We start from the raw sequence: 15,207 nt of genomic DNA, 5'->3' as shown, positions 1-15,207 counted from the left end.
AATGTTTGATTTTAGAGCCTGTTTATCTGGTTTAGATGGTTCCATCTAAACCAGACAGGCTCTAGCGGGTCGCCCAGGCCCTGCCGATCTGCGCCAACGGCACGCAACCGTTGTAAGCGCCGGGAACGGGATCGTATTTCAGCGCCATCGTCGCGCCGGGCTCCGAGGTGAAGTAGCCCACGGTGACGAAGTCCTCGAGCAGAGGGAAGAAGTGACCGCTGGTCGAGTTGGCGGTCTCGCGATCATAGACGTTGAGGATGGCGACCTGCTGCTCGGGCGCCAGCGCCACGAAGAGCTTGCCGTGCGCAGCCTTGGCGTCGGCGTCCATGCGGGCGAAACCGCCCTTCAGCTGTTCGACCTGCCACGCCTCGCAATAGCTGGCCATGGCGCGATCAATGAACTGCGGCACGCCGGCCTCGCGCGCACCTGGGGTGTCGGTGGCGGGAATGATCAGCTCAGCGACCACGTCGAGGATCTGGGCCTGATCGGGGGTCAGCGCCGTCGGCGTCCAGCTCAGGGCGGTGGTGGCCGCAGCGCTCCCAGCCCATCCGGTGGCGGCGGCGCCGACCGTGAGGGCAAGGCCGCGAAGGGTGTCGCGTCGGTTCAGCATTACAGCTCTCCCCGTTTGCGGGCGCGCACCGCGTGGTCGGCGGCGCGGGCCGTCAGGGCCATGTAGGTCAGGGACGGGTTCACGCACGATGCAGACGTCATCGCCGCCCCGTCGGTGACATAGACGTTCTTGCACTCGTGAACCTGATTGTGCGCGTTCAACACGGACGTCTTGGGATCGCGGCCCATGCGAGCTGTCCCCATCTCGTGAATGCCCAGGCCCGGCGCGAAGCCGTTATCGTGACCGCGCACATTCTTGAAGCCGGCGGCCTCGAGCATTTCGGCCGCCGCTGACTGCATGTCGCGGCGCATGGCCATCTCGTTGTCCCGCATGGTGACGTTCATGGTCAGGGTCGGCAGGCCGAACTTGTCCTTCACATCGCGGTTCAGCGTGATGCGGTTGTCGGCATACGGGAGCATTTCGCCAAACCCGCCCAGGCCCATCGTCCATGGCCCCGGCTGGCTGAGTTCGGCCTTTCGGGCCGCGCCGAACCCGCGTCCCCCCTTGCCGCGATCACGCTCCCAGGTCGCGCGTCCTGCGCCGCCTTGGTAGCCGAAGCCGCGCAGATAGTCCGAGCGCTTGGTGGCGTCGTCGCCCAGATTGCGGAAGCGCGGCACATAGATGCCATTCGGTCGACGCCCCGAGAAATACATCTCAGCGAACTCCGGCGCCTCACCCGAAGCCCCAACGCCCAGATGGTGGTCCATGACGTTGCGACCCAACTGATCGCTGGCGTTGCCGAAGCCGTTCGGGAACCGTGAACTCGTCGAGTTCATCATGATCCACGCCGAGTTCAGCGCCGACGCGCACAGGAAGATCACGTCGGCGTGGAATTCCTCATCCTTCAGCGTTTCGGCGTCGAGGATCCGAACGCCGCTGGCCCGCCCCTTGCGCTCGTCATAGACGAGCTCCGTGACGATCGAGTTTGGACGGATCACCAGATTGCCGGTGCGTTCGGCCGCGATCAGCCCGCCGGAGTTGGAGCTGTAGTAGCCGCCGAACGGGCAGCCCCGGATGCACAGGTTGCGGTACTGGCACTTGGTGCGCCCCAGCGAAAGCTGCTCCTCGGTCGGATCGGTCAGGTGGGCCGTACGCCCGATGGTGACCCGTCGTTCGGGGAAGCGAGCCTCGGAACGCGCCTTGAACGCCTTCTCGACGCAGTTCAGCTCCATCGGCGGCTGGTAATGACCATCCGGGAAATGGGGCAAACCCTCGGCCTGACCGGAGACGCCGATAAAGCGCTCGACGTGCTCGTACCAGGGCGCAAGGTCCTCGTAGCGGATCGGCCAGTCGACCGCGATCCCTTCACGGGCATTGGCCTCGAAGTCGATCGGACTGTGACGATAGCTCTGACGTCCCCAGGTCAGCGAGCGCCCGCCCACGTGATAGCCCCGGATCCAGTCGAAGCGGTTCTCCTCGGTGTAGGGATGCTCGTCATCCCGCACGAAGAAATGCTGGGTGGTCTCCGTCATCGTATAGCCGGTGCGCCGCTGCACCTTGTAGTGCGCGGCGAGCTCCGCCTGTGGCAGCTGGCCCTGCGGGTATTTGGTCTGCCAAGGATCAAGCGTGGCGGTCGGATAGTCCTCAAGGTGACGGACCATTCGGCCCCGTTCGAGCACCAGGACCTTCAATCCCTTCTCGGTCAGCTCCTTGGCCGCAATGCCGCCCGTAATGCCGCTGCCCACCACGATGGCGTCGTATGTATTCTTCCGACGCGCGCGGCCGTTCAGGTTGGCCATGTTCGCTCCCTTCGCGGCCGCTCGCGGGTCCACGTCGAGATGCTTACGCAACACGACCTCCTACCCCGGCGCCCCTTCATTCTTGCCTGGAGGCTTCCATGAAATGGGTTACATTGCAACAAAGCTCGGCGTTTCGACTGAGCTGATGCGATACGGGGAAACGCACCATGATCTGGATGAAGTCGTCACGGCGACGGACGCGCCTCGGGCTCGCATCGGTGCTCGCACTCTGCATCGCGGGCGTATCGCACGCTGAAGAGGTCCGCGCCGGACAGTGGCGCTCGCTTTTCGACGGCAAGACGCTGAACGGCTGGACCCCGAAGATCGCCAGGCGTCCGGCCGGCGAGAACTATCGCCAGACCTTTGTCGCCGACCAGGGCGTCATCCGGGTTTCCTATGCGGGTTACGACAAGTTCGACAACCAGTTCGGACACCTGTTCTACAACACCCCGTTCAACGCATACCGCCTGCGGTTCTCGTACCGCTTTCTGACCGAAGGCTTGCCGCTCGACACCCCAGGCTGGGCGCGCGGCAACAGCGGGATCATGTTCCACAGCCAGACCGCGGAGAGCATGACGGTAGACCAGCCGTTCCCTGTTTCGATCGAGTTCCAGCTTCTGGGCAAGGACGGCGACAAACCAAGGCCGACCGGCGCGGTCTGCACGCCGGGCATCACGATCACGATTGACGGGACCAAGGTCAAAGAGCACTGCACGCCGCCCGCCAACGCCCCGACCATCGCCAACGGAACCTGGGTTCAAGCCGAGCTTGAGGTGCTGCCCAACGGCGAGATCACTCAGAAGATCAACGGCGTCGTTGTGCATCGCTACGCCGGCGCCGCGCTCGACCCGGACGACACCGTCGCGGGCGGAGCCAAACCCTACATTCTTGCGCGGGGCGCTCAGCCGGTGACCGGCGGCTATATCTCTCTGCAAAGCGAGGGCGCGCCGATCGAGTTCAAGGACATCGAAATCCAGGAACTGACGCCGCGCTGAGATCTATTTCTTGACGCTGGCCAGATAGGCGAGCACGGCCGCGCGTTCGGCGTCGTTGGGCGCGCCCAGCAGCATCTTGGTGCCGGGTACGGTCTTAGCCGGAGCCTTCACATAGGCGTCCAGCTTGTCCGGGGTCCAGATGACGCCCGAGCCCTTCATGGCCGCGCTGTAGGCGTAGCCCGGCACGCTGGCGGCCTTGCGACCGACCACGCCCGCCAGAGGCGGTCCCATCTTGCCCGGGGCGGCTTGCAGCGCATGACACATGCCACAGCGTTGTTCGAACAGCTGTTGTCCCGACGGCGCGGCGACCGCGCTGGACGCCAGACCGGCGATCATCGCCGCCAGGGTAAGCCGAACCTTCATCAAGCAACTCCGTCAGAACACACGCTTAGACTATAGGCCAAGAAGTCTTCGATTACGTCCAGCGTCCGACCCCGCGCTGGCGAAATCGTCGAACGCCTTGTCCGTCACCCGAATGATATGATCCCGGATGAACGGCGCGCCCTCTGCGGCGCCCTGTTCAGGATGCTTGAGCGCGCACTCCCATTCCAGGACCGCCCAGCCGTCATAGTCGTACTGCGCCAGCTTTGAAAAGATCGCCTTGAAGTCGACCTGACCATCGCCCAACGAGCGGAACCGACCCGGCCGGTCAACCCAGCCCTGGTAGCCGCCATAGACGCCCGAGCGCGCGGACGGCCGGAACTCGGCGTCCTTGACGTGGAACGCCTTGATGCGCTCGTGGTAGCGATCGATGTAGGCCAGATAGTCCAGTTGCTGCAGCACGAAGTGGCTGGGATCGTACAGGATATTGGCGCGCGGGTGTCCGCCGACCTCGTCGAGGAAGCGCTCGAACGTCGCCCCGTCATGCAGGTCTTCGCCCGGATGGATCTCGTAGGCCGCGTCGACACCGTTCTCCTCGAAGACGTCCAGGATCGGCTTCCAGCGACGCCCCAGCTCGGCGAACGCCTCCTCGATCAGGCCCGCTGGCCGCTGGGGCCACGGATAGAGATAGGGCCAAGCCAGAGAGCCTGAGAAGGTCGCATGCGCCTTAAGGCCCAGCCGCCGACTGGCGATCGCCGCAGCCTTCACCTGCTCGACCGCCCAGGCCTGCCGTTCCTGTGGCTTTCCGCGCAGCTCCGGCGGCGCGAAGCCGTCGAACAGTTCGTCATAGGCCGGATGAACAGCGACGAGTTGACCTTGCAGGTGCGTCGACAGCTCGGTGATCTCCAGGCCGTACTCGGCCAGCATCCCGGCGATGTCATCGCAATAGATCTGGCTCTCGGCGGCCAGGGCCAGATCGAAGAACGAGTCCGCCCCGCCGGTCGGCATCTGCACCCCGACATAGCCGAGGCTGGAGACCCAGGCCGCCATGGTCTCGAGCTTGTCGAACGGAGGCTTGTCGCCGATGAACTGGGCCAGGAAGATGGCCGGCCCCTTGGGCGTCTTCATCAGCCCTCTCCTTCTAGCGAGACCCAGCCCGCATCGTCGCGGCTGGCCGCAACAGCGCGCTCGACAAAGGCCATGCCGCGCAGGCCCTCGGTAATGTCCGGTACGAGTCCGCCATCACGACCTTCGATCGCGTCGGCGAAATCGCGGTAGATCGTGGCGAAGGCCTCGATGAAACCCTCGGGATGCCCGGTCGGCAGCCGCGTCACCGCCCGAGCCGCAGAGCCGAGGTAGCCAGAGCCGGCGTGCAGCACATGGCTAGGGCCCTCCAGCCAATCCAGCGTCAGCACATTGGGATCCTCGTGCGACCAGGTCAGGCCGCCCTTCTCGCCATAGACGCTGATCGTCAGGCCGTTGCGGGCGCCGGCCGAGATCTGCGAGGCGATCAGCACGCCGCGCGCCCCGCCCTCGAACCGCAGCAAGACGTTGCAGTCGTCATCGAGGCCGCGTCCCGCAACCACAGTGGCGACGTCAGCGCACAGCCGCGCCACGCGCCGTCCCGTGATGAACTCGGCGATGTTGAACGCGTGGACGCCGATGTCGCCGATGCAGCCGCCCACGCCCGACTGTTTGGGATCGGCGCGCCAGCTGGCCTGCTTGTTGGCGCTGTCGCGCTCCAGCGGCGTCGACAGCCAGCCTTGCGAGTACTCGACGACAACCTTGCGCACCGCGCCTAGATCGCCACGCGCGACGATCTCGCGGGCCTCCCGCACCATCGGATAGCCGGTGTAGGTATAGGTCAGGCCGTAGTGCTTGCCGCTGGCCGCCACGATGTCGGCCAGGGCCTGCGCCTCGGCAAGGTTCAGGGTCGCGGGCTTGTCGCTGATCACGTGCAGCCCAGCTTTCAGGGCGGCGGCAGAGACCTCGAAATGCAGATGGTTTGGCGTCACCACCGAAACCAGCTGCACGCCGTCGGGGCGCGCCCGCTCGGCCGCGAACATCGTGTGGTGGTCTGGATAGACGCGGTCGGGCGCGACGCCCCACGCGGCCGCCGCCTGGGCGCTCTTGGTGGGATCGCGACTGAACACGCCCGCCACCAGCCGGATGCGCCCATCCAGCTCCGCCGCCATCCGATGCACCGGCCCGATGAACGAGCCGGGACCGCCGCCGACCATGGCCATCCGCAGCGCCATCAGGCGACGACCTTGGCGAGGTAGTCAAAGCTGATCTTGGCCGACTCCAGGCGCGTGTAGGCGAAAGGCGGCTCCTGCTCGTAGTAGAAGCCCCGGATTCCGGCGTCATAGGCCGCCGGCAGCAGCCGTTTCCAGTCGATCATGCCCGAGCCAACCTCGGTCGGGTCCTGGCGCAGCTCGAAATTCGGCTTTGTGCTCGGCTTGACGTCCTTCACGTGCATCTGGGTGAAGCGTCCAGGATAGGCCTTGAGCAACGCGAACGGATCCTGGCCCGCCGCCGTCACCCAGCCGGCGTCCAGCTCGAACGTCACCAGCGCCGGATCCGTGCCCTTCAGCAGGATGTCCATGCCGGTGGTCTCGCCACCCTTGGCGTCCTTCAGCGGCGCGAACTCGAAGTTGTGATTATGGTAGCCGGCGAGAATGCCCGCCTTCTTCAGGATCGCGGCCTTCTCGTTGAGGAAGTCGGCGTTCCATTTCCATTCGTCGGCGGTCATCTGGACGCCGGCCTGGCGGAGATCGGCCGACCCCATGCGCTCGGGAATGTAGAAGATCGGCATGATCGCCGACTTCACGCCGATCACGTGCAGCTCGTCCGCAAGCTTCGCGAGATCGCCACTGAAGCCGTTGGGGCCTTTCGGGGAGATATGAGCGCTGGGGCAGACAAGGCCATGCTTGTCGAAGGTCGCCCGCAGCTCGGCGGGCGTGCGGCCCAGATAGCCGGCGAGCTCGACCGTCCTGAAGCCGATCTTCGCCACGGTCGCCAGTTGCGCGTCGAGCTCTTTGGCCAGGTCCGGACCCAGGCTGTAGAGCTGGATGCCCACCGGCTGCTTGCGACGCTGGAAGAACGGAACTTCACTCGCAGTCGCCGTCCCGGCGAAACCTGCGCCCAGCGCGGCGACGCCGGCGGCGAGCATGCCGCGACGGGATAGGCCCTGGCTCTGACTATCGAAGGCGGTCATGCGCATGGGGATCACCTTTCCTGACATCTAGGCTTGCGCCGGGCTGGCGGCGGACGAAGCGGAATCCGCCTCCGAAACAGGTCCCCGCGTGGGAGGACGGAAGAACAGCCCCAGCAGGCAGACCGCCGCCAAAGCCATACCGGTGGGAACGAGGAACAGGGTGGTGTAGTCCACCGCGCCGTCGGTCGTGAGGCGGCCGACCAGTTCGGGGAAGATGAAGCTGGCGGCCACATTGCCCACGCCCAGGATCAGCAGGTTGAACAGGCCCTGCGCGCTGGAGCGCACGTCCTTGGGGAACACGGCGTCGACGAAGATGTACACCGTGGCGAAGAAGAAGGCGTAGCAGACGCCGTGCAGCAGCTGCACCGCCACGATCACCGGAACGCTGTCGGCGAAATAGGCGAACACCGCAAAACGCGCCGCATGCCCCAGCACGCCGACGATCATGGTGACCTTCCAGCCCAGCTTGGCGAGCACCCGGCCCAGCACCAGCATGGTGACGATCTCGGCCACTTGGCCCAGGCTCAACACGACCATGCTGAGATTGCCGGCGATCCCGACCCGATTGGTCAGGAAGGCGTCGGCCATCACGAAGTAGCCGTTGTGAATGACGGAATCGATGAAGGTGACGATGAACAGCACGAGCACAAACGGAACGCTCAGCAGCTTGACCGCGCGACGCCAGGCCAGCTTGTCGACGGCGTCATCAGCCTTGCGCGGCGGGGTGTGCGGCAGGGTCAGGGCGTAGCCAGCGAAGACAAACGAGACGATCGCCGCCACCAGGAAGATCCAGCGGACCTGCTCCACCGTCGCCTGGGCGCCCAGCAGGAACACGAAGGGCCAGCTGACCAGCACCCAGCCGACGGTGCCGCCCATCCGTACGCCGCCGAAGCCGGCCGCCGGGTCGCGCAGGTTGGCGAAGGCGATCGAATTGGTCACCGACAGCGTCGGCACATAGACGAGGCTGAAGACGAGATAACAGGCGAAGAACGGCCAGAAGGTCGTTGAAAACGCCGTGCCCAGCAGCGCGACGCCGCCAATCAGATGGCTGACCGCCAAAAACCGCTCCGCAGAGAAGTTCCGGTCCGCGAACTGGTTCGAGAAGAAGATGCCCACCAGGGCCGCAACGCCCCAGGCGCTGCCAACCAGGGACTGCTGCCACGGCGCGAAGCCCAACATGCCCATGTACGGGAAGATCTTGGGCGCCCAGGCGCCCCAGATCGCCAGTTGCAGCACCATCATTACGAACAGACGGAAACTCGTCCCCATGCCTTCGTCCTCCCCGACCCTTGGGCGGCCAACTCTTGTCCGTCGGGACGCGCGCCGCTCCAATGTAATCGAATTCATCGATAACAGGGGTCTTCCGAACCGGCAACCATCCCTCGGGTCCGCCTAGAGCGTGACGCTGAAAGTGGGAGCCGGTTTCGGCAGGAGTCACGCTCGAAGCTCCGGGGGCGGCGACGCCTTGCCAAGCTTTCAGCGACCCGCCAGTGTCCGCCCGATGGCCACCATTCAAGATGTCGCCCGCGAAGCCGGAGTCTCGACCGCGACCGTGTCGCGGGTCTTCAGCGCGCCCGACCTGGTGCTCGAGCCTACGCGCCAGAAGGTCATGGAGGCCGTCCACCGCCTGGGCTACGAGCCAAACTTCGCGGCCAAGAGCCTGCGCACCCTGAGAACCGAGAAGATCCTGGTCACGGTACCGGACATCTCCAACCCGTTCTTCTCCCAGGTGATCCGCGGCGTCGAGGAAGCTGCGCTGGCGGCCGGGTACTCGGTTCTCTTGGGCGACACACGCCACGAGGAGGCGCGCGAGGAGCAATACGCCCTTATGTTCCGGCGCAAGGAGGCTGACGGCCTGATCTTCCTGGGCCATCGCCTTCCGGACATCCTGGCGGAAATGCTCGCCGCCAAGGGCCCTCGCACACCGATCGTCAACGGTTGTGAGTTCAGGCCGGGCCTAGCCGTCTCAAGCGCCCATATCGACAACGAGCGCGCCGCTGCCGAGGTGATGGACCACCTTTATGGCCTCGGCCATGTCCGCGTGGGCGTAATCACGGGTCCGCTGGCCAGCCCGATCAGCAGCGACCGTCTGTCAGGCGTACTATCCGCCGCCCAGCGCCACGGACGCGCCAGCGCGCTGCGGATGGCCATCGGCGACTTCTCGATCGAGTCCGGCGCACGCCAGGCTGCGGAGTTGCTGGACGAGCCTGGCCGACCAACAGCGATCTTCTGCTTCAGCGATGAGATGGCCATGGGCGCGATGGAAGCGATCCGTCAGCGCGGCCTGGATTGCCCGAGAGACATCTCGCTGGTCGGCTTCGACGACATCCGTTTCGCTGAATACCTGCACCCAAAGCTGACCACGGTGCGTCAGCCCAAGGAGCAGATCGGTCATGAAGTCGTGCGACTGCTGCTCGACATCCTCGCCGGACGATCCACCGCCTTGCAGAACATCACCCTGCCCCACCAGCTGCTGATCAGGGACAGCACCGCCGCACCACTCAGCTAGAGCTCACGGCCTGTCTTCATCAGTCCATGAGCTCTAATCTTCTGTTTTGGCGCATTTTTCTTCACGCGAACCGGAACCACTTCGCTCGAAAAATGCTCTAGCGCGGCGCGAGCTCTCGCACCCAGATATTGCGGAAGCTGATCGGAATGCTGGGGTCGCCATGCGCCTGCAGCTTGATCGGCGACGGACCGTGCGCCTTGTAGGCAGGCTTGCCGATATAGACGGTCTCGCCTGCGAGCATCGCGTTGTCCTGCACCAGCACGCCGTTGTGCAGCACCGTCACCGAGGCGGGTTTGCTCAGCGCGCCATCGGCGCCGAACACGGGCGCGCGCCAGATGATGTCGTAGGTCTGCCACTCGCCTGGCTTGCGAGTGGCGTTGGCGAGCGGCGGATGCTGCTTGTAGACCGAGCCGGCCTGACCGTTGACGTAGGTGGCGCTCTGGTAGCTGTCGAGGATCTGCACCTCATAGCCCTCGTCCCGCGGCCCGGTGGACGCCAAGAACACACCGCTGTTGCCGCGTCCTTGGCCAGAGCCCGCGATATCGGCGGGAATGCGCCATTCAAGGTGCAGCTGATAGTCGTGGAAGGTCCGCTTGGTCTCGATGTTGCCCCGCGTCTTGTCGACGGTGATGACCCCGTCCGCGACGAGCCAGCCCGCCGGAGATTTGTCGGCGGCGGTCACCCACGCGTCGAGATTGCGGCCATCGAACAGGATGACAGCGTCCGACGGCGCGCCGCCGGGCTGCGAGGCTGGGGTCACGACGACGGGCGTCGGCTTCCAGACTTCCGTGTCTTCCGGACGCGTCTGGGCGGACGCGCACGTGGCCAAGAGCCATGACCCCACCGCGCAAACGGTCAAAACCTGAATCTGCTTCGCCGTCATCCGCTGCGCCCCCTCACGCCGGTTTTGCTCGACCGGCAGGGCTGCAAGATTGACCAGCCAGGGCGTTGCCGCAAGCGGCGCGGGCGCATTGGCCGCCAGCGCCGCTCCCAGTCACGCCCCCTCGCCTATTCCCACTCGATCGTGCCGGGCGGCTTGCTGGTCACGTCATAGACGACGCGGTTCACGCCCCGGACCTCGTTGATGATGCGCGTGGCGGTCTTGCCCAGCACCGCCCACGGGAACTCGAAGAAATCGGCGGTCATTCCGTCGGTCGAGGTGACGGCGCGCAGGGCCAGGACGTTCTCGTAGGTGCGCGCATCGCCCATCACGCCGACGGTCTTCACGGGCAGCAGCACAGCGAAGGCCTGCCAGATCTGGTCGTAGAGGCCAGCGTTGCGGATCTCTTCCAGATAGATGGCGTCGGCGTCCTGCAGGACCTTGACCTTTTCGGGCGTGATTTCGCCGGGAATGCGGATGGCCAGACCGGGACCGGGGAACGGATGGCGGCCGACGAAGGCAGGAGCCAGACCCAGCTCGACGCCCAAGGCGCGGACCTCGTCCTTGAAGAGTTCGCGCAGCGGCTCGACCAGCTTCAGCTTCATGTAGTCCGGCAGGCCGCCCACATTGTGGTGGCTCTTGATCACCGCCGAGGGGCCGCCGCGCGCCGAGACGCTCTCGACAACGTCGGGATAGAGCGTGCCCTGAGCCAGGAACTCCGCGCCATCGATCTTGGCGGCTTCCTTGTCGAAGACGTCGATGAACAGGCGGCCGATGGTCTTGCGCTTGGTCTCCGGATCGCTGACGCCCGCCAGCTCACCCAGGAACAGGTCGCCGGCGTCCACATGGACCAGCGGGATATTGTAGTGGTCGCGGAACAGGGTCACGACCTGGTCAGCTTCGTTCTTGCGCAACAGGCCGGTGTCGACGAACACGCAGGTCAGCTGGTCGCCGATCGCCTCGTGGATCAGAACGGCGGCCACCGAGCTGTCTACGCCGCCCGACAGGCCGCAGATCACCTTGCCCGTGCCGACCTGGTCGCGGATCTTCTGGACCATCTCCTGGCGGAAGGCCGCCATGGTCCAGTCGCCCTTCAACCCCGCCAAGGCCAGGAAGTTCTTGTAGATCTGGGTTCCATTGACCGTGTGATACACCTCGGGGTGGAACTGGACGGCGTAGATCTTCTTGTCATCGTTGGCGATGGCGGCGAACGGCGCACCGGTCGAGGTGGCGATCACCTCAAACCCGTCCGGAATGGCGACGACCCGGTCGCCATGGCTCATCCACACCGTCTCGACCTCACCGACGCCGGCAAGGCCGGCGAACAGCGGGCTTTGCTTGCCGATGGTCAGCTCGGCGCGGCCAAACTCGCCCGCATGGCCGCCCTCGACCTTGCCGCCCAGCACATCGCACAAAAGCTGCTGACCGTAGCAGATCGCCAGCATCGGCAGGCCCAGGTCGAACAGCTTGCGGCCGATGCGGGGGCTGTCCTCTTCCAGCACGCTGGCCGGACCGCCCGACAGGATGATGGCGCTGGGCTGGTAGTCGTCGACCAGGGCCTCGGCCTTGTCGAACGGATGGATCTCGCAATAGACGCCGGCCTCACGCACCCGGCGCGCGATCAGCTGGGTCACCTGGCTGCCGAAGTCGACGATCAGGACGCGCTGGTGGTTCGTTTCGGTGGTCATCGGCAAATCTCCAGCGGTCGGGCGTTCGGGTCAGGGCGTATAGGAGGCGCGTTGCAGCACGGCGGCGAAGAAGCCGTCGGTGCCCGCACGATGGGGCGTCAGACGCAGATAGCCTTCGGGGGTCACATGGGTGACGCCGTCCAGTGCGATCGGCTTGACGGTGAATTCGGGATGGCGCTCGAGGAAGCCGGCGACGCGGTCCTCATTTTCCTCGGTGAGCAGCGAGCAGGTCACATAGATCATCCGTCCACCGGCCTTCACGAAGGCGGCGGCGTCTTTCAGCACGCTGTCCTGCTCGATCTGGCGCTTGGCCAGCTGATCGGGCGACAAACGCCACTTGGCGTCCGGGTGCCGGCGCCAGGTGCCTGCGCCGGTGCAAGGGGCGTCGACGAAGACGACGTCGATTTTGCCTTCAAGACCCTTCAGGGGCGTGGCCTCGATCGGCGAGCGGATCTGCAGGTTGCGCACCCCTGCCCGCTGACCGCGACGGATGGTGTCAGCCAGGCGCCGTGCGTCGCTGTCATGAGCAAAGATCTGGCCGCTGTTGCCCATGGCTGCGGCGAGCGCGAGCGTCTTGCCACCGCCCCCGGCGCAGAAGTCGAGAACCTGCTTGCCCTTCACCTCGCCCGCCACGGCGGCGGCGATCTGGGAGCCCAGGTCCTGCACCTCGAACCAGCCCTTGGAGAAGGCAGGCACCGCCTCAACCGACGGCGTGCGGTCCGCGGCGGCGGGCGCGGGAATGCGGAAGGCGGTCGGCAGCACGCCGGCCGGCGCCGCGTCGATCAGGGCCAGGGCCTTGGCGCAGCGCTCGACATCGGTCTTCAGCGTATTGACGCGCAGGTCGACGGGCGCGCGTTCCGACAGCGCCCGCATCTCGGCCGCCTGGTCACCGCCCAGAGCGCGCGCCAGATGCGGCTCAAGCCAGTCGGGATAGTCGCCGGCCACGGGCGCCGGCGCGCCTTCGAGGGACGCCGGCTCAGCCAGACGCTGGCGCTCGGCGTCCGTCAGCGCGCCAAAGCCGTGCTCCTCAGCAGCTGCTTCCGCGATCCGTTCGACCGGCCATTTCCAAACGAACGCCAGCACACCCAGCATGACGCCGCGTGCGCTGGCGTCAGCCATCATCCAGCCGAGCGAGCGCTTGCGGCGCAGGGCGTCCAGCACGAGGCCCGAGACGAACGCCCGGTCCTTGGAGCCAGCGTAGCGCGCGGTCTCACCCCAGCGCTTCAGCGCCATCTTCACCGGAAAATGCCGCGCCTCGATCTCGGTAAGAACCTCGATCGCCGCTGAAACCCGTCCGCCGTCTCGCATCAGACCACCAGGGCCGCGAGCAGCATCAGGATCCCGACCATCGACGCCAGCCAGACCAGGCTGCGGACGTAGGGCACGCCGAAAGCATAGAGCGGCACATAGGCCGCACGCGCGGCGACATAGAGCGCCGCGCCATAGACCGTCAGATCACCCAGGCGACCGCCCAGGTAGTCGATGATCACCAAGGCCACGAAGAACGGAAACGTCTCGCGGAAGTTTGCGAAGGCCCGCGTGAGCCGACCGGCCATGCCGGTCAGCTCGACCTTTTCGTCGCGGGGACCGACATTCCACTTCAAGCCGCGCTGCGGCTGGGCGGCGGCCGACGCCCAGAGCAGGTTGAGGATCCCAATGATGACCGCCACGGCGATCATCTGCAGCTCGAAGGCCATCCGCATCGGTTAGACCGCGCTCGGATAGTTGGGCGCCTCGCGGGTGATCATCACGTCGTGGACGTGGCTCTCCCGCAGGCCCGCACCGGTGATCCGAACGAAGCGGGCGCGCTGCTGCAGTTCTGGGATCGTCGGCGCGCCGAGATAGCCCATCGCCGCGCGCAGGCCACCGACCAGCTGGTGCAGCACTGGCGAGATCGGTCCCTTGAAGGGCGTCTGGCCTTCGATGCCTTCCGGCACCAGCTTGAAGTTGTCGGTGACTTCCTTCTGGAAGTAACGGTCAGCCGAGCCGCGGGCCATGGCGCCCACCGAGCCCATGCCGCGATAGCTCTTGTACGACCGCCCCTGGTATAGGAACACCTCGCCCGGCGCCTCTTCGGTGCCGGCGAACATCGAGCCCATCATGGCGGTCGAGGCCCCGGCGGCGATGGCCTTGGCCAGGTCGCCCGAGTACTTGATGCCGCCGTCGGCGATGACGGGGGTGTTGCTATCCTTGGCGGCGCGAACGGCCTCCATGATCGCGGTCAGCTGCGGCACGCCCACGCCCGCGACGATGCGGGTGGTGCAGATCGAGCCCGGGCCGATGCCGACCTTCACGGCGTCGGCGCCAGCGTCGATCAACGCGCGCGCGGCGTCGTAGGTGGCGATGTTGCCGGCGACGATCTGGACGCGGTTGGCTTCGCGCTTAAGGCGGGTCACCGCAGCGGCGACCTGGCTGGAGTGGCCATGCGCCGTATCGATCACGACCACGTCGACGCCGGCGTCAACCAGCGCCATCGAGCGCTCGAAGCCCGCATCGCCAACGGTCGAGGCCGCGCCGACCAGCAGGCGGCCCTTGTCGTCCTTGGCGGCCAGCGGGTGGGCTTGGGCCTTTTCGATGTCCTTCACGGTGATCAGGCCGACAGCGCGGTAGGCGTCATCGACGACGATCAGGCGCTCGATCTTGTGCTTGCGCAGCAGCTCGCGGGCCTCGCGGTGATCCACCCCTTCCGAGACGGTGATCAGGCCCTCTCGGGTCATCAGCTGCGAGGCCGGGACGTTGGCGTCGCCTTCGAACCGCATGTCGCGATTGGTCAGGATGCCGACCAGCTTGCCCGAGCCGCGCTCCACCACCGGGAAGCCCGAGATCTTGCGACGCGCCTTGATCTCGCGGATCTCGGCCAGGGTGGTGTCCGGATGGATGGTCAGCGGGTTGATGACCATGCCGCTTTCGTAGCGCTTGACCTCGCGGACCTGGTCGGCCTGCTCCTCGTTGGTGAGGTTGCGGTGCAGAACGCCCATACCGCCAGCCTGGGCCATGGCGATGGCCAGCCGGCTTTCGGTCACCGTGTCCATGGCGGCGGACACAAGCGGAATGTTCAGACTGATTTCACGCGTGAACCGGGTCTCGGTCGTCACCTGGGTGGGCATGACGTCGGACGCTGCGGGTTCGAGCAAAACGTCGTCGAAGGTGAGCCCTTCGCGAATCTCCATCGGAGTCTCCATTTTGCGGCGCGGATATAGCCGCGAGGTCGACCGTTGTCGACCCGCCACGTCGCCGATTTGGAGAGG

Annotated in this window: 14 protein-coding genes; 2 read left to right on the top strand and 12 right to left on the bottom strand. The window is 65.9% G+C overall.

The genetic code is table 11. The features are described from left to right. Positions 1-61 precede the first annotated feature (61 nt). Together lacC and ACT53N_RS00175 are read right to left on the bottom strand one after the other, a co-directional pair. Positions 62-610: a lactose 3-dehydrogenase subunit gamma LacC gene (gene lacC, locus ACT53N_RS00180; RefSeq protein WP_476062008.1), complete on the bottom strand. Its 549-nt coding sequence runs from the start codon at positions 608-610 to the stop codon at positions 62-64. Further along, positions 610-2,349, bottom strand: a complete 1,740-nt coding sequence (locus ACT53N_RS00175) for a GMC oxidoreductase (RefSeq protein WP_476062007.1) — start codon at positions 2,347-2,349, stop codon at positions 610-612. The genes lacC and ACT53N_RS00175 overlap by 1 nt, the downstream gene beginning before the upstream one ends. Positions 2,350-2,516: 167 nt before the next feature. Here ACT53N_RS00175 and ACT53N_RS00170 point away from each other — a divergent pair, with 167 nt between their 5' ends. Further along, complete coding sequence (locus ACT53N_RS00170; protein WP_476062006.1) at positions 2,517-3,344, top strand: 3-keto-disaccharide hydrolase; 828 nt, start codon at positions 2,517-2,519, stop codon at positions 3,342-3,344. Positions 3,345-3,347: 3 nt separating this feature from the next. Here ACT53N_RS00170 and ACT53N_RS00165 read toward each other — a convergent pair whose 3' ends face one another. Genes ACT53N_RS00165 through ACT53N_RS00145 form a run of 5 tightly spaced genes read right to left on the bottom strand, consistent with a single transcriptional unit; the run spans position 3,348 to position 8,151 of the window. Beyond that, positions 3,348-3,710 (bottom strand): c-type cytochrome, encoded by a 363-nt coding sequence (locus ACT53N_RS00165; RefSeq protein ID WP_476062005.1) that lies wholly within the window; start codon positions 3,708-3,710, stop codon positions 3,348-3,350. Between the two features lie 27 nt (positions 3,711-3,737). Further along, on the bottom strand, positions 3,738-4,793 hold the full coding sequence (locus ACT53N_RS00160) for a sugar phosphate isomerase/epimerase family protein (protein ID WP_476062004.1): 1,056 nt from the start codon (positions 4,791-4,793) through the stop codon (positions 3,738-3,740). Then, positions 4,793-5,923, bottom strand: a complete 1,131-nt coding sequence (locus ACT53N_RS00155; protein WP_476062003.1) for a Gfo/Idh/MocA family protein — start codon at positions 5,921-5,923, stop codon at positions 4,793-4,795. Before ACT53N_RS00155 ends, ACT53N_RS00160 begins: the two co-directional genes overlap by 1 nt. Beyond that, the gene (locus ACT53N_RS00150; protein ID WP_476062002.1) at positions 5,923-6,909 is read right to left on the bottom strand and encodes a sugar phosphate isomerase/epimerase family protein; all 987 of its coding nucleotides are present in this window, start codon (positions 6,907-6,909) and stop codon (positions 5,923-5,925) included. The genes ACT53N_RS00155 and ACT53N_RS00150 overlap by 1 nt, the downstream gene beginning before the upstream one ends. Continuing rightward, positions 6,910-8,151, bottom strand: a complete 1,242-nt coding sequence (locus ACT53N_RS00145; protein WP_476062001.1) for an MFS transporter — start codon at positions 8,149-8,151, stop codon at positions 6,910-6,912. A 232-nt stretch (positions 8,152-8,383) separates the two neighbouring features. Here ACT53N_RS00145 and ACT53N_RS00140 point away from each other — a divergent pair, with 232 nt between their 5' ends. Beyond that, positions 8,384-9,391, top strand: coding sequence for a LacI family DNA-binding transcriptional regulator (locus tag ACT53N_RS00140; protein WP_476062000.1), 1,008 nt, complete (start codon positions 8,384-8,386; stop codon positions 9,389-9,391). A gap of 97 nt (positions 9,392-9,488) precedes the next feature. On the opposite strand, the gene ACT53N_RS00135 is transcribed toward ACT53N_RS00140, so the two are convergent. The 5 genes from ACT53N_RS00135 to guaB form a co-directional block, all read right to left on the bottom strand. Beyond that, positions 9,489-10,274, bottom strand: a complete 786-nt coding sequence (locus ACT53N_RS00135) for a 3-keto-disaccharide hydrolase (protein ID WP_476061999.1) — start codon at positions 10,272-10,274, stop codon at positions 9,489-9,491. Positions 10,275-10,399: 125 nt separating this feature from the next. Next, a complete protein-coding gene (gene guaA, locus ACT53N_RS00130) occupies positions 10,400-11,959 on the bottom strand; it encodes a glutamine-hydrolyzing GMP synthase (protein ID WP_476061998.1) in 1,560 nt (519 codons plus the stop codon). Between the two features lie 30 nt (positions 11,960-11,989). After that, entirely contained in the window at positions 11,990-13,267 is a 1,278-nt protein-coding gene (locus tag ACT53N_RS00125; protein WP_476061997.1) for an RsmB/NOP family class I SAM-dependent RNA methyltransferase, read from the bottom strand. Beyond that, positions 13,267-13,662 (bottom strand): MAPEG family protein, encoded by a 396-nt coding sequence (locus tag ACT53N_RS00120; protein WP_476061996.1) that lies wholly within the window; start codon positions 13,660-13,662, stop codon positions 13,267-13,269. The genes ACT53N_RS00125 and ACT53N_RS00120 overlap by 1 nt, the downstream gene beginning before the upstream one ends. Before the next feature lie 3 nt (positions 13,663-13,665). Next, the gene (guaB, locus tag ACT53N_RS00115; protein WP_476061995.1) at positions 13,666-15,129 is read right to left on the bottom strand and encodes an IMP dehydrogenase; all 1,464 of its coding nucleotides are present in this window, start codon (positions 15,127-15,129) and stop codon (positions 13,666-13,668) included. Positions 15,130-15,207: the final 78 nt, after the last annotated feature.

This window comes from Caulobacter sp. DMC95 (assembly GCF_056313785.1).
The sequence above is the reverse complement of the archived record's forward strand: the minus strand, read 5'-3'. Positions and strand labels throughout refer to the sequence as shown.